General features: G+C 66.3%; 17 protein-coding genes. 9 read left to right on the forward strand and 8 right to left on the reverse strand.

The genetic code is table 11. The annotated features are described in order from the left end of the window. Positions 1-8 precede the first annotated feature (8 nt). Together LOC59_RS11105 and manA are read left to right on the forward strand one after the other, a co-directional pair. Positions 9-1,628 carry an LCP family protein gene (locus LOC59_RS11105; RefSeq protein ID WP_227916433.1) on the forward strand — a complete coding sequence of 540 codons (1,620 nt, stop codon included), beginning with the start codon at positions 9-11 and terminating at the stop codon, positions 1,626-1,628. Positions 1,629-1,687: 59 nt separating this feature from the next. Then, positions 1,688-3,016, forward strand: a complete 1,329-nt coding sequence (gene manA / locus LOC59_RS11110) for a mannose-6-phosphate isomerase, class I (protein WP_229971966.1) — start codon at positions 1,688-1,690, stop codon at positions 3,014-3,016. A gap of 22 nt (positions 3,017-3,038) precedes the next feature. Here the strand turns inward: manA and LOC59_RS11115 are convergent, their stop codons facing one another. Continuing rightward, the gene (locus tag LOC59_RS11115) at positions 3,039-4,064 is read right to left on the reverse strand and encodes a lipid II:glycine glycyltransferase FemX (RefSeq protein WP_229971968.1); all 1,026 of its coding nucleotides are present in this window, start codon (positions 4,062-4,064) and stop codon (positions 3,039-3,041) included. Between the two features lie 107 nt (positions 4,065-4,171). Between LOC59_RS11115 and LOC59_RS11120 the strand changes: the two genes are divergently transcribed. After that, positions 4,172-5,017, forward strand: a complete 846-nt coding sequence (locus LOC59_RS11120; RefSeq protein ID WP_229971970.1) for a TspO/MBR family protein — start codon at positions 4,172-4,174, stop codon at positions 5,015-5,017. A gap of 71 nt (positions 5,018-5,088) precedes the next feature. On the opposite strand, the gene glpX is transcribed toward LOC59_RS11120, so the two are convergent. Next, positions 5,089-6,117 (reverse strand): class II fructose-bisphosphatase, encoded by a 1,029-nt coding sequence (gene glpX, locus LOC59_RS11125; RefSeq protein WP_227916429.1) that lies wholly within the window; start codon positions 6,115-6,117, stop codon positions 5,089-5,091. 202 nt (positions 6,118-6,319) lie between these two features. On the opposite strand from glpX, the gene LOC59_RS11130 reads away from it, so the two are divergent. The 5 genes from LOC59_RS11130 to LOC59_RS11150 all read left to right on the forward strand — a co-directional run bounded on the left by LOC59_RS11130 (position 6,320) and on the right by LOC59_RS11150 (position 11,570). Continuing rightward, entirely contained in the window at positions 6,320-6,907 is a 588-nt protein-coding gene (locus LOC59_RS11130; RefSeq protein ID WP_229971972.1) for a DUF4245 domain-containing protein, read from the forward strand. A gap of 66 nt (positions 6,908-6,973) precedes the next feature. Next, the gene (locus LOC59_RS11135; RefSeq protein WP_331460447.1) at positions 6,974-7,639 is read left to right on the forward strand and encodes a carbonic anhydrase; all 666 of its coding nucleotides are present in this window, start codon (positions 6,974-6,976) and stop codon (positions 7,637-7,639) included. Positions 7,640-7,701: 62 nt separating this feature from the next. Then, the gene (locus LOC59_RS11140) at positions 7,702-9,123 is read left to right on the forward strand and encodes a class II fumarate hydratase (RefSeq protein WP_227895149.1); all 1,422 of its coding nucleotides are present in this window, start codon (positions 7,702-7,704) and stop codon (positions 9,121-9,123) included. Positions 9,124-9,222: 99 nt separating this feature from the next. After that, positions 9,223-9,876, forward strand: coding sequence for a TetR/AcrR family transcriptional regulator (locus LOC59_RS11145; protein WP_229971974.1), 654 nt, complete (start codon positions 9,223-9,225; stop codon positions 9,874-9,876). Next, positions 9,873-11,570: an MDR family MFS transporter gene (locus LOC59_RS11150; RefSeq protein WP_229971982.1), complete on the forward strand. Its 1,698-nt coding sequence runs from the start codon at positions 9,873-9,875 to the stop codon at positions 11,568-11,570. Before LOC59_RS11145 ends, LOC59_RS11150 begins: the two co-directional genes overlap by 4 nt. A gap of 89 nt (positions 11,571-11,659) precedes the next feature. Here the strand turns inward: LOC59_RS11150 and LOC59_RS11155 are convergent, their stop codons facing one another. The 5 genes from LOC59_RS11155 to LOC59_RS11175 all read right to left on the reverse strand — a co-directional run bounded on the left by LOC59_RS11155 (position 11,660) and on the right by LOC59_RS11175 (position 16,091). Beyond that, on the reverse strand, positions 11,660-12,130 hold the full coding sequence (locus tag LOC59_RS11155) for an NUDIX hydrolase (RefSeq protein WP_227895157.1): 471 nt from the start codon (positions 12,128-12,130) through the stop codon (positions 11,660-11,662). A gap of 4 nt (positions 12,131-12,134) precedes the next feature. Next, complete coding sequence (locus LOC59_RS11160; RefSeq protein WP_227895159.1) at positions 12,135-12,647, reverse strand: prepilin peptidase; 513 nt, start codon at positions 12,645-12,647, stop codon at positions 12,135-12,137. 75 nt (positions 12,648-12,722) lie between these two features. After that, on the reverse strand, positions 12,723-14,000 hold the full coding sequence (locus tag LOC59_RS11165; RefSeq protein WP_227895342.1) for a PhoH family protein: 1,278 nt from the start codon (positions 13,998-14,000) through the stop codon (positions 12,723-12,725). Between the two features lie 663 nt (positions 14,001-14,663). Next, on the reverse strand, positions 14,664-15,314 hold the full coding sequence (locus LOC59_RS11170; protein WP_227916425.1) for a YoaK family protein: 651 nt from the start codon (positions 15,312-15,314) through the stop codon (positions 14,664-14,666). Positions 15,315-15,329: 15 nt separating this feature from the next. Next, positions 15,330-16,091 carry an isoprenyl transferase gene (locus LOC59_RS11175; RefSeq protein ID WP_229971985.1) on the reverse strand — a complete coding sequence of 254 codons (762 nt, stop codon included), beginning with the start codon at positions 16,089-16,091 and terminating at the stop codon, positions 15,330-15,332. A 167-nt stretch (positions 16,092-16,258) separates the two neighbouring features. Here LOC59_RS11175 and trhA point away from each other — a divergent pair, with 167 nt between their 5' ends. Continuing rightward, positions 16,259-16,996: a PAQR family membrane homeostasis protein TrhA gene (trhA, locus tag LOC59_RS11180; RefSeq protein WP_231707906.1), complete on the forward strand. Its 738-nt coding sequence runs from the start codon at positions 16,259-16,261 to the stop codon at positions 16,994-16,996. An 18-nt stretch (positions 16,997-17,014) separates the two neighbouring features. On the opposite strand, the gene LOC59_RS11185 is transcribed toward trhA, so the two are convergent. Further along, entirely contained in the window at positions 17,015-19,129 is a 2,115-nt protein-coding gene (locus LOC59_RS11185; protein WP_229971987.1) for a thioredoxin domain-containing protein, read from the reverse strand.

A 19,129-nucleotide genomic window follows, 5' to 3' on the forward strand; every position in this document is an offset into this window, starting at 1 on the left:
CAGCGCGGATGGCCAGGACAGGCACCGGAGCTCCCGGACTCCTTTACACGGATCCGGTGCGCTACCCGCAATCCGCCTCTCCCCAGGTACGCACCAAGCGCGCGTTCCTGCTGCTGTTCCTGACCCTGGTTCTGCCTGGTTCGGCTCAGATCGTGGCCGGCGACCGCCGGCTGGGACGGCGTGCGCTGCAGGTGACCTTCATGGTCTGGGCCGCGGTGATCGCGGTCCTGGTCCTGGCCCTGACCAACCGCATCCTGCTGGTGAACATCTTCACCAACGGATGGGCGTCTTTCCTGATCATGGCCGTCCTGGCGCTGCTCGCCGCCGGTTGGGCCTTCCTCTTCCTGAACACTTTCCGGATCATCCGCCCTCCCCTGCTCCAGCGGAACGTCCGTCCGGCAGTAGCGGGTGCGCTGGCGGTGCTGATGGTCGTCACCAGCGGCGGACTCGCGTACGGCGCCTGGCTGCTCAACGTCAGCCGCCAGACGTTCGGCACTATCTTCGCTTCGGGCCCGGCACTGGATCCCGTGGACGGCCGCTACAACTTCCTGCTGATGGGCGGAGACGCCGGGGCGGACCGTACCGGCCTCCGGCCGGACAGTATGTCCGTTTTCAGTGTCGACGCCGACACCGGCCAGATCGTCACTTTCGGCCTGCCCCGCAACTTTCAGAACGCCCTGTTCACGGAGGACTCCCCGCTTTGGCAGGTGTACCCGGAGGGGTACAACTGCGGCGACGAATGCATCCTGAACAGCCTGTACCAGGTCGTCACGGACAACTACTCCGATCTCTACCCCGGCTCCGCCGATCCCGGTGCCGAAGCCATGATGGACGCAGCCGGAGGCATCCTCGGCCTTGAAGTGCAGTCCTACGTCATTGTGGACATGGAAGGGTTCTCCACCCTGATCGATGCCATGGGCGGCGTGAAGATCAACGCCGGCGGCTGGGTTCCGATCACGGCGGCGGAAATCCCCGGCACCAACCTGCACTACCCGCCGGACGGCTGGATCGCGCCGGGCGTCCAGACCATGGACGGCTACACGGCTCTCTGGTACGCCCGGTCCCGCGAATTCGTGACGGACTATCACCGGATCGCCCGCCAGCAGTGCGTCCAGCAGGCCATGGTTGCCCAGCTCGACCCCACCACGCTGCTTACCAGGTTCCAGGCCATCGCCTCTGCCGGCGAGCAGGTCGTTCACACCGACATCCCGCAGGACGCCCTGGGCAGCTTCGTCGATCTGGCGCTGAAGTCCAAAAACCACGAAGTCCAGCGCATGACCATTGGCCCGCCCGATTTCGGCACGGCCGCCGAGAATTTCGTGACCTATCCGGACTTTAACCTCATTCACGCACGGGTGCAGGAAATGCTCGCAGCGACGGACGCGGCGGCAGAAGCCGCTGAGGTTGAAGCGACCAACGGGTCCGACGCCGAGGAAGCACCGGCAGAGGAAGCACCGGCGGTCCCGGAACAGGACACAGCCATCGGCGCAGAGACTCCTGCAGAAGCTCCAGCCGCTGAAGCGGGCCCCGAGGTCACCGAGGAGTACCTGCAGGAGCTTGCCCGGATCGGCGACACTGCCACGCTGGGTATGCTGCTGGACAACAACGGCGTGTGCAGCGCAGGCTGACTTCGAGAATCACCGTGCCGGGCTGCACCGGCCATCCGACAGCGTCCTGAGGAAGAACCATGTACCTGCTTGCCGGAACCCTCCGCCCGTATGCCTGGGGATCCCGAACCGCCATGGCCGAGCTGTTCGGCCGCGATCCCAGCGGCGAACCGGAAGCGGAACTCTGGTTTGGTGACCATCCGGGCGCTCCGTCACTCCTGGTGGAGTCCCCCGGCGGCTTTTCCACTCTGGACGAGCTGATCAGCAGCGACCCGGAAGCAGCCCTGGGCCGCGAGAGCGTCGCACAGCATGGACCGGAACTGCCTTTCCTGGCGAAAGTCCTTGCTGCAGGGTCGCCGCTCTCCCTGCAGGTCCATCCCACGCAGGAACAGGCCCGGGCAGGCTTTGAAGCCGAAGACGCTGCCGGGGTCGACCGGTCTGCAGCGAACCGCAACTACAAGGATCCCAACCACAAACCCGAGATGATCTTCGCCCTGAGCGACTTTGAGGCGCTGTGCGGCTTCCGTTCCCCGGAAGATGCGGCACAGCTGTTCCGCGCCCTGGCGGCTCTCGTGGAGGCCTCCGGCCGCCCGGCCCCTGCCCTGCTGGTGGAAGCGGCGTCCGATCTTGAATCCGGCCGCCCCGAGGCGGAACGGCTGGAGAAGGTGTTCCGCCGCCTGATCGCCGGGGATGAGGATGCCAGGGACGCGGTGGCCACGGCAGCTGCAGCCCTCCGTTCGCTGGACGAAGGTGCCAGGGCCGGCCTGGATCCGGCGCTGGCAGGACTGGAAGTGCTCGACGGCTATTATCCCCAAGACCCCGGGGTCCTGATCTCCCTGCTGCTCAACCGGGTCTCACTGGCTCCCGGGGAGGCCATCTACCTGCCCGCCGGGAACGTGCATGCCTACCTCAGCGGGCTGGGCGTGGAAGTCATGGCTTCCTCGGACAATGTCCTGCGCGGAGGTTTGACGCCCAAGCACGTGGACATCCCGGAGCTGTTGCAGACCATCGATTTCCAGTCCCTGGGCATCCCGCGGGTGGAAGCCCAGACCAGCGGCTTGGGCCAGGAAGTGTACCGGCCGCCGTTTAGCGAATTCGCGCTGCAGCGGCTGGAGCTGGTGCAGTCCGCCAACGGGGCGGAGAGCATGTCGGCCTCGGACGTGCCCGTACTCCAGAACGGGCCCACACTGGTCATTGCGCTCCGCGGCTCAGTGGTCCTGGACTCCCCGAAACAGGACCTGGTCCTGCACCCCGGAGACTGCGCCTTCATCCCGGCGGAGGAAGCCCCGGTGATCGCGAAGCTCGCCGCCCATTCAGCCCAGCACGACGACGGCGCCCTGGCCTTCGCCGTTACGGTCGGCGCCTCGGGCGCAGCCAACGTCCCGGACGAGCCCCAGCTGGACCTCTAGGGCGCCGTCCCCGCGGGCAGGGTCAGCGCCTTACCCGGGCGGCCACTGAGGAAGCCACCCCCCGGGCACGGCGCAGGGCCGTCTTGGCCAGCGGCAGCGCCGTCGTGAATACCGGATACAGCGGGGACAGCGGCTTGTCCCAGGTCCCGGCCAGCAGGTCTTCGTGCTGCGCCCAGCCCGTCTTGAACTTGGACACGCCGTCGTTGAGCAGTCCGTTGAAGTCGTAGCGGGTGACTCCCCTGTCCTTCATTTCCCGGATGGCGAACCATTTGAGCGCATAGTTGGCCCGGAGGCGTTCGCCTTCTTCACTCATGCCGCCGTAGAGTTCGAAGGCAGTGTGTCCGCTGGCGGAGAGCCACAGGAAGGCCACGACGTCGTTTCCCTTGAATGCGGCGTAGACCGGTGAATCAGCACCCAGGTTCTCGAAGATGTCCTGGTAGTACCGGTCCTCGTGGATGCCGAATCCGGCGCGTTCAGCGGTCTCCTTGTAGACGGCGAGGCACTGCGGGATCTCTGCGGCCGTCACGGCACGGTAGTCCAGGTCCTCCCGGCCGGACTTGCGGATGTACTGCCGGTGCTTCTTGCTCATTCCGGCCAGCAGGTCCTCTTCGCTAAGCGTCAGGTCCAGGATCAGCGTTCGCGGAATGAGGATGGTGTTGGTGCTCCGCCGGAACCCTGCAGCCGGCAGTGCGGCGGTAGCTGGAGCAGCGTCGTCCCAGTCCGGCTCGATCGTCAGGGCCACTGCGCCGTGGTGTGCTTTGGCCCATCCGGCGACGGCGTCGAGCATGGCGTTCTCCCGTCCCGGCTGCCCCTGCGGTCCGCGCGGAATGTAGGCCAGGGCCCGGAAGGGAAACGGCAGGGGCCGCAGCAGCAGCTGGGCGGCGCCCACTACCCCGGAGCCCTCGGAGAGCAGGAGCCGCTCCACACGCCAACCGTGATCAGCCTTGGTCTTCCCCCATCCCCACAGCTGCTGGGGATGACCGTTGAACTGGTTGACGTACTCGTTCCAGCGGGTGGGATCAGTACAGGGAGTAACGCTCAGTGTCATGACATCAAGCCTACGTGGAAGCCGGCACCGGGCTGGAACACGGCGGTTGCTATGCAGCTGGAACCGGCGGGGCGGTATATAGTAAGCAGGCTTTGCTAGGCTCGACTATGGCTACTTCGACCCCCAGCGCATCCAGTCCATCGGAACCGTCTGTTGATGGCCGGACCGGCTTCGGCCGCCGGGACCTGATCCGCCAACTGACGGTGACCGCCTCCTTTATCCTCTGCATCATCGGCTCGGTGATCGGCGTCGGCGTCTTCGGCGGCACCCGCATCGCCGAAGCTGCAGGCGGGGCCCTCAGCGCCGATGCCACTTTCCTGGCACCGGCGAGTCCGGCCTTCTCCATCTGGTCCGTCATCTACACCGGCCTAGGCGCCTACACGGTCTACCAGTGGCTGCCCTCACAGCGTTCGGCACCGCGGCAGCGCTCACTGGGCTGGCTCGTGGCCGTCTCCATGCTGCTGAACGCGGCCTGGATCCTCAGTGTGCAGGCGGGCTCAGTGCCGCTCTCCGTGGCCGTGATCGCCGCGCTGCTGGTCACTTTGGCCATCGTCTTCAAGCGGTACTCCCGCAGCCGTCCCGACAGCTGGCTCGGAGCCATAGTCGTCGACGGAACCCTGGGGCTCTATCTTGGCTGGGTCTGCGTGGCCATCTGCGCCAATATCGCCTCTGCCCTGACCGCCGGGGGCTTTGACGGGTTCGGCCTCGACCCGGTCCTCTGGGCGGGCACTGTGCTCGCAGCAGCTGCAGCCGTCGGGATCGGGCTGGCCGTGTACGGCCGCGGACGCCTGGCACCGGCTGCGGCTCTCGCCTGGGGCCTTTCCTGGATCGCGGTTTCCCGGGTCACCGGCGAACTGGTCTCGACGGCGACTGCGGTCCTGGCAGCGGCTGCGGCCGCGGTGGTGGTCATCGCGACGGTCGCGGCGCGGGTCGCCGCTGTCCGCCGCGGCTAGACCTTGCGGCAGGGCCGGAACACAGGAAGGGCGGGCCGGAAGACTCCGGCCCGCCCTTCCTGTGTTGGTTCCTAGCGCAGGCGCGCGTAGGACTCCCACTTGTGTGACTGGTGTTCGCCATCGACCACGCGGATGGTTCCGGACTTCGAGCGCATCACGATCGACTGGGTCAGCACGCGGTCCTTCTTGTAGCGCACGCCGCGGACCAGGTCACCGTCGGTGATGCCGGTCGCAGCGAAGTAGCAGTTGTCGCTGGTGACCAGGTCATTGGTGGAGAGCACGCGGTCAAGGTCATGCCCGGCGTCGATCGCCTTCTGCTTCTCCTCGTCCGAGGTCGGCCACAGCCGGCCCTGGATGACACCCCCCAGGGTCTTCACGGCGCAGGCGGTGATGATGCCCTCGGGGGTTCCGCCGATGCCCATCAGCGCGTCGACGTCGGTGCCCTCGCGTGCAGCGGCGATGCCGCCGGCGACGTCGCCGTCCATCAGCATCCGGGTGCGGGCGCCGGCGTCGCGAATTTCCTGCACCAGCGGCTTGTGCCGGTCGCGCTCGAGGATCATGACGTTGAGCTGGTTGATCTTCTTGCCCTTGGCCTTGGCGATCAGGTGCAGGTTCTGCTTGACCGGGAGGCGCAGGTCCACCATGTCGGCGGCTTCGGGGCCGGTGACCAGCTTCTCCATGTAGAACACGGCGGAGGGATCGAACATGGTGCCGCGCTCGGCAACTGCGAGCACGGCCAGGGCGTTGTTGATGCCCAGTGCGGTCAGGCGGGTTCCGTCGATCGGGTCGACAGCGACGTCGCACAGCGCACCCGTTCCGTCGCCAACATGCTCGCCGTTGTAGAGCATGGGTGCTTCGTCTTTTTCGCCCTCGCCGATGACAACCACGCCGTTGAAGTGGACCGTGGAGATCAGGGAGCGCATTGCGTCGACGGCAGCGCCGTCGGCGGCGTTCTTGTCACCGAAACCGACCCAGTGGCCGCCGGCGATCGCTGCGGCTTCGGTCACCCGGACCAGCTCGAGAGCCAGGTTCCGGTCCGGCTCGTCATCACCGACGGCCAGTGCGGGAGAAAGAGTTGAGTACTGGGCACCTTGGGACACGTTAACCTCATCTTCGAAATTCAGGCCTGCCCAGGACATGGTCCCGGACAGCGGCCTGCAGCTGATCCTTGATCCGATCATAGTCGCCGTGACACGGACCTCACCGCTGGAACGCTGTTTTGGGCTGCTTTCAGCTGCTCCCGTACCCCGGCGGCTTGGCCGAAAATAGGACTTGACCCCCCGGATAGGCGATTATGGAAGGGTGAGTGAGCAGCAGCCGGAGAATCCCGTAACCCCCACCTTGACCGCCAAGCAGGCCAAACGTGCCAACGCGAATGTCATTGGCATGCTCATTGCCACCGGGATCACGCTGGCAATCGTCCTCATACCGGTGCTCCTGAACCCGTACCAGAAGCCTCCGGTGCGGGACGTAGACGTCCAGGCCATCGCGGGCGAAGCTGCCGGCGACGCCGGGTACGATCCCCTGGCTCCCGGGCTGCCCGAGGGCTGGACCGCCAATTACGCCCGCTGGGACTCCGGGGTCAATTCCGGCGTCCCCGCCTGGGAAGTGGGATATCTCACTCCCGATACCGAATTCATCCGCCTGACGCAGACCGCCGAAGCCAACCCGACCTGGATTTCGCAGACCACCCGGGACTCGCTCGTGGCTGGTGAGCGCACTGCCGGTGGAGCCGTGTGGCAGCTGCGGGACAGCGCCAACGGGGAAGCGCACCTGGTCACGGAGGTCGAGGGCATGACCGTCATCCTCAGCTCCGAAGCCGACCTTGCCAGCGTTGACGTCCTGGCCGAGGCCGTCCTCCAGGACCTCGCGGCCCCCTCCGGCAACTAGCAGCCGGAACGTTGCACCCGGCGGTAACAGAGCACCGGAGTGCCGCCTGAGCCTTATGGTGGAACGGTGACCGAATTGAACAGCCCCCTTAGCGCTCCGCTCACTCCAGCCCAGGCATGGCAGCGCCTCCGTGAAGGCAACGAACGTTTTGTCTCCGGCACCTCCCGGCATCCCAACCAGGACGCTCCCCGCCGCAGCTCACTAGTGAACGAACAGAATCCGTTCGCTGTGATCTTCGGCTGCTCCGACTCCAGGCTGGCGGCCGAAATCATCTTCGACCTCGGCCTCGGCGACGTTTTCGTGGTCCGCACGGCAGGACAGGTCACCGACGACGCCGTCCTGGGTTCGCTCGAGTACAGCGTGGGAGTGCTGGGGGTTCCGCTGATCGTGGTCCTGGGCCATGACAGCTGCGGCGCAGTGACTGCGGCCAAGCACACGGTCGACACAGGCTCGATGCCTGCGGGCTACGTCCGGACACTGGTCGAACGCATCACCCCCTCGGTCCTGGCCGCCCAGCGCAACGGCCTGGAGGAGGTCAATGACATGGTCGTTGAGCACACCCGGCAAACCGCGGAACGCCTGGTGGAAAGCTCACGGCTGATTTCGGATGCTGTGAGCACCGGAGCAACCGCCGTCGTCGGGCTCTCCTACCGCCTGGCTGAAGGGCGGGCCGACCTCGTCTCCAGCATCGGCAAGATCGAGACCGAAGCCCAGGACCTGGCGGCGAACTAGGGCGCCTGCACTTTACGACGCGGGTTTCAACACCTGCGCCCGCGCCCACTAGGCTTGGAGCCATGACTTCGAACTCCGCTGAATACCGCATTGAACATGACACCATGGGTGAGGTCCGCGTCCCGGTAAATGCCCTTTACCGCGCCCAGACCCAGCGCGCCGTGGAGAACTTCCCGATTTCCGGCAAGCCGCTGGATGACGCACACATCGAGGCACTGGCACGCATCAAGAAGGCTGCCGCCATCGCCAACGCTGAACTGGGAGTGCTCGACGACGAGCGCGCCAAGGCGATCGCTTCCGCCGCCGATGAGGTGGCTGCCGGCCAGCACTACGGCCAGTTCCCGATCGACGTGTTCCAGACCGGCTCCGGCACGTCCTCGAACATGAACACCAACGAGGTCCTCGCCGAGCTGGCTACCCGCGCCCTCAAGGCTGCAGGCAGCGAGACTTCAGTTCACCCCAACGACCACGTCAATGCCTCCCAGTCCTCCAACGACGTGTTCCCGACCTCCGTCCACGTCGCTGCGACTTCCGCGCTGATCAACAACCTGATTCCGTCCCTGGAGCACCTCGCCGCGTCGCTGGAACGCAAGGCCGTGGAGTTCAAGGACGTCGTCAAGTCCGGCCGCACCCACCTCATGGACGCCACCCCGGTGACCCTTGGCCAGGAATTCGGCGGCTACGCTGCCCAGGTCCGCTACGGCATTGAGCGTGTCCAGGCTTCCCTGCCCCGCGTCGCCGAGGTTCCGCTGGGCGGCACCGCCGTCGGCACCGGCATCAACACCCCGGCAGGCTTCCCGCAGCGAGTGATCGAACTGCTGGCTGCCGACACCGGCCTGCCGCTGACCGAAGCACGCGACCACTTCGAGTCCCAGGCCAACCGCGATGCCCTCGTCGAGGTCTCCGGCATGCTGCGCACCATCGCAGTGTCCTTCTCCAAGATCGCCAACGACCTGCGCTGGATGGGCTCCGGCCCCAACACGGGCCTGGGCGAAATTGCCATCCCCGACCTGCAGCCGGGCTCCTCGATCATGCCGGGCAAGGTCAACCCCGTCATCTCCGAGGCCGTTATGCAGGTTGCGGCACAGGTTGTGGGCAACGATGCCGCCATCGCCTGGGCCGGTACGTTCGGCTACTTCGAGCTCAACGTCGGCATCCCCGTCATGGCCTCGAACCTGCTGGAATCGATCCGCCTGCTCGCCAACTCCTCCGTGATCATGGCGGACAAGATGATCGACGGCATCGAAGCCAACGTTGAGCGTGCCCGCTACCTGGCCGAGGCCTCCCCCTCGATCGTCACGCCGCTGAACAAGTACATCGGCTACGAGAACGCCGCCAAGATTGCCAAGTTCGCGGTCAAGGAAGGCAAGACCATCCGCCAGGCCGTCGTCGAACTCGGCTTCGTCGAGCGCGGCGAGGTCACCGAGGAGCAGCTCGACGCCGCCCTCGACGTCCTCTCCATGACCAAGCCGCCGCAGGCCTAGCCACCAGCGCTGAAAGGGGCCGCCGGTTCATCCGGCGGCCCCTTTTTCATAATCTCCATAATTTTGCACTGTGGAACAACGCGTGCAAAAGTTTACTTCGTGACGAATAGTGCATCCAGTGATCTGGGCCTCCGGGAACGCAAACGGGCGGCCACCAGGCAGGCGATCACCAGCGCCGCGCGTGCGCTCACGGCACAGTCCGGGCTGGGCGGCTACACCGTGGAGGAAGTGTGCGAGCAGGCCGGAATCTCCCGCCGGACCTTCTTCAATTACTTCCCTTCCAAGGAAGACGCCGTACTGGGGACGCCCGAGGGGCTGCCGGAAGAGCTGACCGCCCCCTTCATCGACGGCGGCTCCCCTGATGCGGGACTCTCCGAGACCCTCCTGCAGGACCTGGTGGACCTGGCCGTCGCCCATGTGGAGGGCATGGCCGTTTCCCGTGCGGAGCTGCTGCAGCTCAAGGAAGCACTGGCCACCGAGCCGCGCCTGGTGATGAAGGTGATGCAAGGCACGCGGGAACTCGAGGAAGGGCTGCGCCGCCTCATCGCCCAACGGGAAGGGCTGCTGCCTGAGGACCCCCGGATCGCGGCCGTCACGACCATCTTCACCGCCCTCGTCCAGCGGGCCGGTCCGGAGTTCTTCGATCCGTCCAACACCCGAACCTACCGCCAGGTACTCACGTCCGGTGCCGAGACCGCGCGGGCAGCCTTCGCTGCTTTCAGTCCCCTAGCCTCCACCAAGGAAAAGCCATGACCACCACCGCCGCGCCCGCCTCCGGGCCGCTGCTGCTGACCCAGAAACGCATCTGGATCATTTTCTCCGCCCTGATTGCAGGCATGCTGCTCTCCAGCCTGGACCAGACCATCGTCTCCACAGCCATGCCCACAATCGTGGGCGAACTCGGCGGCGTCGAGCACCAGACCTGGATTACGACCGCCTACCTGCTCGCCACCACCATCGTCATGCCGATCTACGGCAAGTTCGGCGATGTCCTGGGCCGCCGGAACCTCTTCCTCTTCGCCATCGCCCTGTTCACGCTGGCCTCGGTCGGGTGTGCCTTCGCCACCGATTTCTGGGGCTTCGTGATCTTCCGAGCCCTCCAGGGGCTGGGCGGCGGCGGCCTGATGATCCTCTCCCAGGCCATCATCGCGGACATCGTTCCGGCGAATGAGCGCGGCAAGTACATGGGTCCGCTCGGCGGCATCTTCGGCCTCTCCGCCGTCGCCGGCCCCCTGCTGGGCGGCTTCTTCGTTGACCACATGACCTGGCAGTGGGCCTTCTACATCAACATTCCGATCGGCATCGCCGCCTTCCTGATTGCGTTCTTCACCCTGACGCTGCCGAGCAAGAAGGCCGTGAAGCGCATCGACATCCCAGGCGTCGTCCTGCTGTCCATCGCCACCACTTGCCTGATCTTCTTCACCGACTTCGGCGGCGACGCCGACCGTGGATGGACCGATCCCCTCACACTGGCCTTCGGCACCGGCCTCCTGGCCTCAGCCTTTGCCTTCGTCCTGGCCGAGCGCCGTGCCGATGATCCGATCATCCCGCTGAGCCTGTTCAAGAACCCGATTTTCGTGAACAGCACGGCTATCGGCTTCACGCTCGGCATGGGAATGTTCGCTGCGCTGGCGTTCGTCCCCACTTTCCTGCAGATGTCCACGGGCACTTCAGCGGCGGCTTCCGGCCTGCTGATGCTGCCGATGATGGTGGGCATGATGGGCACCTCCATCTGGTCCGGACTCGCGATCACCAAAACCGGCAAGTACAAGAAGTACCCCATCTCCGGCGCCGTCCTGGTCCTGGCAGCCCTGCTGTGGATGACGATGCTCACGGCCGAGACTCCGGTGTGGGTGATTTGTTCACAGCTGTTCGTCTTCGGTGCCGGCCTCGGCCTGATCATGCAGGTGGTGGTGCTCGTGGTGCAGAACTCTGTTCCCGTGGACCAGATCGGCACCGCCACGTCGTCGAACAACTACTTCCGCGAGGTAGGGGCATCGCTCGGCGTAGCCATCTTCGGCGCCATGTTCACCACCCGGCTGTCGGAGAACCTCATGGGAGTCTTTGCCGGCGCCGGCTTCGATGCAGCGGCGGCCGGGGAGGCCACCGCCACCCTGCAGCCCTCCGCCATGGAGGCCCTTCCGGAACCGGTCCGCGACGGAATCGTCAATGCCTACGCCGAATCCCTGGCACCTGTCTTCTGGTACCTGGTGCCGTTCCTGGCCCTGGCCCTGATCCTGGCATTCTTCCTCAAGGAGATTCCGCTCTCCGACGTTGCCGGAATGGTTGCCCGGGGCGAGGCAGTCGGCGGCGAGGAAGCCGTGCGGCTGGAGAAGGAGCAGGCCGCCGCGCGTGCCTCGGGCACCCCAGCCCCGGGCTCCGGACACAAGGCGCAGCCTGTGCAGGATGCTCAGACCCGGCAGGACCCTGACGGCCCGCAGCCGTAGGTACCCACCCCAGCGGGAAGGACCGGCACCCTGCGCGGGTGCCGGTCCTTCTTGGTCTTCCTGGTCGTGCCTGTCGTTCCGCCGGCGCTTCAGGCCTCGAACACCGGCACGCCCGTGGAGGTCCGTGCCAGCTCGATGAGCATCCGGTGCCGCTTGTTCAGCTCCGGAAGGGCGTCGAGGGCGAACCAGCCCACGTCCGTGGATTCGTCGTCGTTCACCCGTGCCGTTCCGGCTTCATAGGTGCAGCGGAACACAAGGTTGAGGAACTGGCAGCGGTCCCGGTTCGGGAATTCGATGGGATCCGTGGTTCCCACATGGATCAGGTGGTCCAGCTTGGACCGGACTCCGGTTTCCTCTTCGATTTCCCGCAGCAGGCCCGGGCCTGGCTCCTCCCCCGGTTCCAGGATGCCGGTGATGATGGTCCAGCGTCCGTTGTCCGCCCGCCGGCAGAGCAGCACTTCGCCGGCGGGATTGAAAACGACGGCGGCAACTCCCGGCAGCCACAGCAGGTCATGACCAACTTTCTCGCGCAGGGAAAGGATGAAGTCGGGTGTGGGCATGGTCCTACTGTAGGCCAGGGGCAGCGAGCACCAAGGCGGCCCCTGCCAGCATGAACGGTCCAAAGGCGATCCGCGTCTTCCCGGTCCCGCGGCCGCTCAGCACCAGCCCCAGCCCCCAGATTCCTCCGAGCACGAAGCCCGCAGCGGCTCCGGCCAGGACGTGGCCCCAGCCGGCGTACCCCAGGAAGAGCCCCAGGACTCCTGCCAGTTTCACGTCGCCCAGGCCCAGTCCGCCGGGACTGATGAGCCGCAGCAGGAAGTAACCGGCCAGCAGTGCAGCGGCGCCGAAGGCCATACCCGCAAGCCGCCCGGGTTCCCCGGCGGCGAGCGCCGCAGCGCCAAGCAGCAACGACGACGCCGGGTAGGCGGGCAGCACCAGCCGGTTCGGTAACCGGCGCGTACGGAGGTCTTCACCGGCAAGGCGCAGGGACAGCACCACGAAGTAACCCAGCGCAGCCAGCAGCAGCCAGGCAGCAAAGCTGTTTCGAACCCAGTACTCCCCCACGATCCCCCACATGGGCCCTACCGTACCGGTAGGGCCGTCCACAGCGGGACAGCCGTCGCTCCGCTGTGGACAGAGCCTGCCACCACCCTAGGGGATCTGCCCGTCCTCCAGCAGTTCCGTTACCAGGGCCGCGATCGGTGAGCGCTCAGAGCGTGTGAGGGTCATATGCCCGAAGAGCGGGTGGCCCTTGAGGGTTTCCACCACTGCTGCAATACCGTCATGCCGTCCTACCCTCAGGTTGTCGCGCTGGGCGACGTCATGGGTCAGCACCACCTTCGAGTTCTGTCCGATGCGGGACAGGACGGTCAGCAGGACGTTTTTCTCCAGCGACTGGGCCTCGTCCACGATCACGAACGCGTCGTGCAGGGACCGCCCGCGGATGTGGGTCAGCGGCAGGACCTCCAGCATTCCGCGGTCCAGCACCTCCTCCACAACCTCCTTGGAAACCAGCGCCTCCAGCGTGTCGAAGACCGCCTGTCCCCAAGGCCCCATTTTTTCGCTCTCGCTGCCGGGCAGGTAGCCAAGTTCCTGGCCACCCACGGCATACAGCGGACGGAACACCACCACCCTGCGGTGTTCGCGGCGTTCCAGGACCGCCTCGAGTCCGGCGCAGAGCGCCAGCGCCGACTTACCGGTGCCGGCCCGGCCGCCCAGGGAAACAATGCCCACTTCCGGATCCATGAGCATGTCGATCGCCAGCCGCTGCTCCGCTGACCGTCCGTGCAGCCCGAAGACATCGCGGTCTCCGCGCACCAACCGCACCTGCTTGTCGGCTCCCAGCCGGCCGAGGGCTGAGGAGCGCCCGGCCAGCAGTACCAGGCAGGTATTGACCGGCAGGTCCGCAGCCTCGGGAATGAACACCGGTTCATGGTCATAGAGCGCGTTGACCTCGGCGTCGCCGATCTCCAGTTCCGCCATACCGGTCCACCCGGTATCCCGCACCAGTTCATTGCGGTACTCATCCGCGGTGAGGCCAACGGCTGCCGCCTTCACCCGCAGGGGAAGATCCTTGGACACCACGGTGATAGTGCGTCCTTCGTCCGCGAGGTTGCGGGCGACGGCGAGGATCCGGCTGTCGTTGTCCGTTCCCCGGATCCCCAGCGGAAGGACGTCAAGCGAGATGTGGTTCACCTCCACCCGCAGGGTTCCGCCGGCGTCGCCGATGGGCACCGGGCGGTCCAACCCGCCGTGCTCTACGCGCAGTTCGTCCAGGAGGCGCAGCGCGGTCCTGGCGAAGTAACCCAGTTCCGGATCGTTGCGTTTGCCCTCAAGTTCGCTGATAACCACCAGCGGCAGGATGACCTCGTGTTCCGCGAAGCGCAGGATGGCTTTCGGGTCGGAGAGCAGAACAGAGGTGTCAAGCACGAATCCGAGGGGTTGCCCGTTGGATCCGCCGGTGTGTGCCTGGGTGGATTGCGTCGATACGGCCACGTGGAACTCCAGTCAGGGACCGCAGGCCCCGATTCGCTAGAAGTGTGGTTATCCGCAGGCCGGCACGAGGGGCCGCCAGCGGCCTCCCTGGCACACACTGTGTGAGCATCCGGCCTCCGGTTCCGTCAGCGTCGGGCTGACCGATACGTACAAGCTACGCCCGCCCTCATGCCTGCCGGCAGAGGGACACGACCAAGTTCACGGAAGTTCGCCTCCTGTTTACTGCAATGAGGCCGGTCTGGGCCGGCCAGAGGGACGTCATTGCGGCAAGAGAATCTGCGGCGGAGCCGTAACAACCCTCGTGCAGCAGAGGAAGACCGCGAGCCGCTGCGTGCCCCTGGCTGTGGGCGCGGGAACCGGTGTTCCCGTTACTCAGTGGCTCGGGCAGCCCTTCCGGGTTTGCTGCGTTTTGGGCTGATTCGTTTGTTGTGGGAATTTGCTGCGCGGCGCCGTGGCAAGATTTTCCCCGGACGACCGGTTCCTCCCGAAACGCAGCGTATCCGTGTCACAGGGCGCAGCGAAATCCCGGAACGCAGTGTTTCCGAACCCAACGTGCAGCATTCGCCCAAGCTGCAGTGTTTCCGAACCCAAGCGCACTCAGCTGTGCCGGTGGCCGGGATGGCCCCAGGACGCTGCGGCCGCGATGACCAGCGCTCCGATCGCAGGGTTCAGCGCCGCCATCCCCAGGGCAAAGTAGGCCGCACCGCCGCAGAGAGATCCCACGGTCAGGGCGGACCACAGCAGCAGGTAGCGCCCCCAGCCGGTGTCCTTCTCGCCGAAAAGGGCGGCAACCGCGCGCTGGCCGAGCTTCACGAGGGTTCCGGTCATGTAGGTGATGCCGATGGACACTTCTCCCTCCCGCTCGAACACGGCGTTGAGGCTCCCCATGGACAGGGCAAGAAGCGGACCCAGCATGCCCTCGGTACCGGGCGTGGCCGTGCTGAGCAGGGCGGCCGTGAGCACGGCGGCAGATGCCAAACAGATGGCAGGGCGGCGGTGCCGGGACAGGAGCCGGCGCAGCACGGAGGCACCGGCAACACCCAGGAAGAACGCCGCAATGAGTCCGAAGGCCTGGAGGAAACCGGTCAGGGAAGCATTGGCTACGGCTGCACCGGCACGGGTCGAGTTTCCGGTCATGAAGGAAACGAACCAGCCGCCCAGGTGGAGGAATCCGATGGCATCTGCATAGCCTGCCGTCCAGGCCAGCCCTGAGGCCAGGAGGATTTCGGAACGTGTATGGCGCTGCATGGTCAGGGTGCCGGGCTAGGATCCAAACCGTCGCTGACGGCTGGCGTAATCGCGGAGGGCGCGCAGGAAATCCACCTTGCGGAAATCCGGCCACAGCGCCTCGCAGAAATAGAACTCGCTGTAGGCGCTCTGCCACATCAGGAAGCCCGAGAGCCGCTGCTCACCCGAGGTCCGGATCACGAGTTCAGGATCGGGCTGTCCCCGGGTATACAGGTACTCGGAAATCTGCGCGTCGCACAGTTCCTCGGTGATTTCCTCGATCTGCTTGCCCTGCCGGTGGGCATCGCGCAGGAGCTCCTTGACGGCGTCGACAATCTCGCGCCTGCCGCCGTAGCCGATGGCAACATTGACGTGAAGACCCGTTGCGGTGGCCGTGGCTTCCCCGAGGCGGGAGAGCTGGCCGGAGAGCTCCTGCGGCAGGATCTCCAGCGCACCCACGGGCTGGACCCGCAGGTCTCCCCGCTCCCCGAGCCGGTCCAGGGTGTTGGCGATGATACCCAGCAGGGGTTCCAGTTCATCCGGGTCACGGTTGAGGTTGTCCGTCGAGAGCATGTAGAGCGTCACTACGCGTACGCCGAGTTCCTCGCACCAGCCCAGGAACTCAAGGATCTTGTCCGCCCCCGCCTGATGGCCGTCCGACGTCGGTGCACCGGCGAGTTTTGCCCAGCGCCTGTTCCCGTCCACCATGACACCGATGTGTTCCGGAATCCGGTCATTGGCCAGGCTCCGCCTCAACCGCCGCTCATAGTAGGCGTAAACCACACCGGGAAACCGCACGGGTGACTCACCTGCCTCTGAGGATTGGGACCTGCGCAGAACGCAGGATCGACTGTTTCTAGGCTACCGCGCACTCTCGTCCCTGCCGTGCAGGGAGACATGGCGGGCGAGTGGCGGAGTCCTCTACCCGAAGGTAACCTACCGGATCGTAGGTTAGAATCGGCAGCATGACTTCACGCTCGCAGCGAGTGCCGGTCCAGCAGGATCCGGACTCCCGTACAACACCGGGGCCGCTCGAATCGGCAGTTGAATCCGTGGCCGATGCCCTGGACATTAAACCCCGTCTGCGCGGATGGCTGCATGCCGGGGCCACACCGCTGGTGCTGGCAGCAGGCATCCTCCTGGTCGTGCTGGCTCCCACCACCGGAACCCGGATCGCATCCGCGGTGTACGCGGTGACCGGGATACTTCTTTTCGGCATTTCAGCCGTGTACCACCGGGGCAACTGGTCCCCCGGCGTGAAAATTATCCTCAAGCGGCTCGACCACACGAACATCATGCTCGTTATTGCCGGCTCCTACACTCCGCTGGCCTGGGCGCTGCTCCCGCGCGACAAAGCTGTGCTGCTGCTGATCCTTATCTGGAGCGGTGCGCTGGCTGGAATCGCTTTCCGCCTGCTGTGGCTGCATGCTCCCCGCTGGCTCTATACACCGGTCTACATCGCCCTGGGCTGTGCGGCGCTGTTCTACATCCCGGACTTCTGGTCGGTGAATATGCCGGCAGCGGTGCTTGTGATCGCCGGCGGGGCTGCGTACATTGCCGGCGCGGTGATTTACGCCATGAAGCGGCCGAACCCGTCCGTCGAATGGTTCGGATTCCACGAGATCTTCCATGCCTTCACGCTTGCCGGATTCTCCTGCCACTACATCGCCATCATGATGGCTGTCCTGTCCGCCGGAAGCTAGCGGCAAGTCAGCCGCAAGCTAGCCGGCCGGCACGTCCGGCCGCAGCTGGGCACGCAGCTCTTCAGCCGTCGAGACCGGCTGCCGGCAGGCCATCCCCCTGCAGACGTATGCCAGGGCGGGAACCTCCGTGTTGCGTCCTTCGAGCAGCGGCACCCCGTCCGGGCGGCCGTGGGCTATGACCAGCGATGGTCCGCCTGCGGCCCGTCCTGCGGCGAGCAGGGCGGCGACGGCGTCCGGATCTGATCCGGTGACGGCAAGTTCACGGGGTCCGTCCAAGAGCGCCTGCTGGACGGACATCGCCCATCCCACTGCTTGTGGAGCCGCGGGCGCGGCCCGCAGCACATGGAACACCAGCTGTTCCGCCAAGGCACGGTGCCGGGCCGGCCCGCCATAGGATGCCGAGGTCAGCAGCACACCGGCGAACAGGGCCGTCCCGCTCGGCACCACGTCGTCCAGCGGGCTGGCAGATGACGTGCCGCCCTGGGCATGGCGCACCTGAGCTGACTCGGCCGCCGTGTCTGAGAGCTTGCCTGAGGCCAGGAACCGGTCAACGGCGGCCGCGACCAGGGTCTGGGCCTCAGCATGCCAGCGGGGTTCGCCGGTGACGGCGTACAGCGCGAACAGCCCCTCCGCGACCCCCGCATAGTCCTCCAGCAGGCCTTCTATTCCCTGGACTGAGCCGTGGTTGGACACCCGGTAAAGGATTCCGTCCTGCCGATGCACTGCAAGCAGGTACTCCGCCGCGTCGCGGGCAGCTTCCAGGACCTGCGGCTCGGGGACACCGTTGTCCGCCAGCACCGCGGCGGCGTCGGCGAGCCCGGCAACCGCCAGCCCGTTCCACCCCGCCACAACCTTCTCGTCGCGGTCCGGCTGGGGGCGGGAGCCGCGTACTCCGGCCAGGATCTGCCGCGCTTCTTCCCAGGTTTGTGCCTGTGCCTCGTCCGGAACGGCAGCCAGCCGCAGGGTGCTCCCGGGCAGGCGGTGAGAGGCACCGTCGTCGGCATCAACGTCCAGCAGGTCCAGCGCCGGACTGCCGGTGCCCAAGGCGGCCGTCAATTCAGCCCGGGTGAAGACGTAGGTGGCTCCCTCCACGCGCCGGCCGTCCACCTGGGTATCGGCATCCAGGGAAGAGGCATAGGCTCCTCCGGGCAGCCGCAGGCGAAGATCCAGCCAGTGTGCCGTTTCGCGCGTCACGCGCAGGGCGAGGGCGCGGTGGTCGGGATCTTCCGCGGACCGGGCCCACTGTGCGTAGAGCCGCAGCAGCTGGGCGTTGTCGTAGAGCATTTTTTCGAAGTGCGGCACCTGCCAGCGCCGGTCCACCGTGTACCGCGCAAACCCGCCTTCCACCTGGTCGAAGAGACCGCCCAGGGCCATGGCGGTGAGGGTCCGTGCGGCCAGCCCGGCTGCCGCCGCTGCGGTCGGAGCGCTGCTGCCCGAATGTGCCAGCAGGAAACGCAGAAGGGGCGACGGCGGGAACTTGGGTGCTCCGCCGAAGCCGCCAAAGTCGGTGTCCTCGGCGCCTTCGAGGACCTCGACGGCGGACGAAAGCGCCCGGGCGGCTGCTTCGGCATGCTCCGCTGCGTCCGGCAGGCCGGCGCCGTCGATGGTTCCCAGCAGGCGGGCGTTGGCAAGCTGGCCGGAGGCAAGGTGTTCGGCGATCTGGGCAGCGCTTTGCTCGACCTCCTGGCGCCGGTCGCGCCACGCGCCCGAGACTGCTTCCAGCACCTGCCGGAAGGACGGGGTTCCCTGGAGCTGCTGCGGCGGGAAGTACGTCCCGGCGTAATACGTCCTGCCGTCGGGAAGGGCGAAAACACTCATGGGCCAGCCGCCCTGCCCGGTCAGCGCCTGTGTCGCCGCCATGTAGGCAGAATCCACATCGGGCCGTTCCTCACGGTCCACCTTGATGCTGACGAAGTGCTGGTTGAGGAAGTCCGCAATCTCCGGGTCCTCGAAGGATTCGTGCGCCATGACGTGGCACCAGTGGCACGCGGCGTAACCGATCGAGATGAACACCGGAACGTCGCGGCGGCGCGCCTCATTGAAGGCTGCGTCGCCGAAGGGCCACCAGTCCACCGGGTTGCCGGCATGCTGGCGCAGGTAGGCGGAGGCCTGGTTCTTCAACCGCTCCGCCAT

Origin of the sequence: Arthrobacter sp. zg-Y916 (assembly GCF_020907385.1) — a bacterium.
In the GTDB taxonomy this organism is placed as follows: Bacteria; Actinomycetota; Actinomycetes; order Actinomycetales; family Micrococcaceae; genus Arthrobacter_B; species Arthrobacter_B caoxuetaonis.

Coding starts and splice junctions, on each gene's coding strand:
- trhA (WP_231707906.1), top strand. CDS start 16,259: ATGACTTCACGCTCGCAGCGAGTGCCGGTCCAGCAGGATCCGGACTCC.
- LOC59_RS11140 (WP_227895149.1), top strand. CDS start 7,702: ATGACTTCGAACTCCGCTGAATACCGCATTGAACATGACACCATGGGT.
- LOC59_RS11185 (WP_229971987.1), bottom strand. CDS start 19,129: ATGGCGGAGCGGTTGAAGAACCAGGCCTCCGCCTACCTGCGCCAGCAT.
- LOC59_RS11120 (WP_229971970.1), top strand. CDS start 4,172: ATGGCTACTTCGACCCCCAGCGCATCCAGTCCATCGGAACCGTCTGTT.
- LOC59_RS11170 (WP_227916425.1), bottom strand. CDS start 15,314: ATGCAGCGCCATACACGTTCCGAAATCCTCCTGGCCTCAGGGCTGGCC.
- LOC59_RS11160 (WP_227895159.1), bottom strand. CDS start 12,647: ATGTGGGGGATCGTGGGGGAGTACTGGGTTCGAAACAGCTTTGCTGCC.
- manA (WP_229971966.1), top strand. CDS start 1,688: ATGTACCTGCTTGCCGGAACCCTCCGCCCGTATGCCTGGGGATCCCGA.
- LOC59_RS11150 (WP_229971982.1), top strand. CDS start 9,873: ATGACCACCACCGCCGCGCCCGCCTCCGGGCCGCTGCTGCTGACCCAG.
- LOC59_RS11115 (WP_229971968.1), bottom strand. CDS start 4,064: ATGACACTGAGCGTTACTCCCTGTACTGATCCCACCCGCTGGAACGAG.
- LOC59_RS11155 (WP_227895157.1), bottom strand. CDS start 12,130: ATGCCCACACCCGACTTCATCCTTTCCCTGCGCGAGAAAGTTGGTCAT.
- LOC59_RS11105 (WP_227916433.1), top strand. CDS start 9: ATGGCCAGGACAGGCACCGGAGCTCCCGGACTCCTTTACACGGATCCG.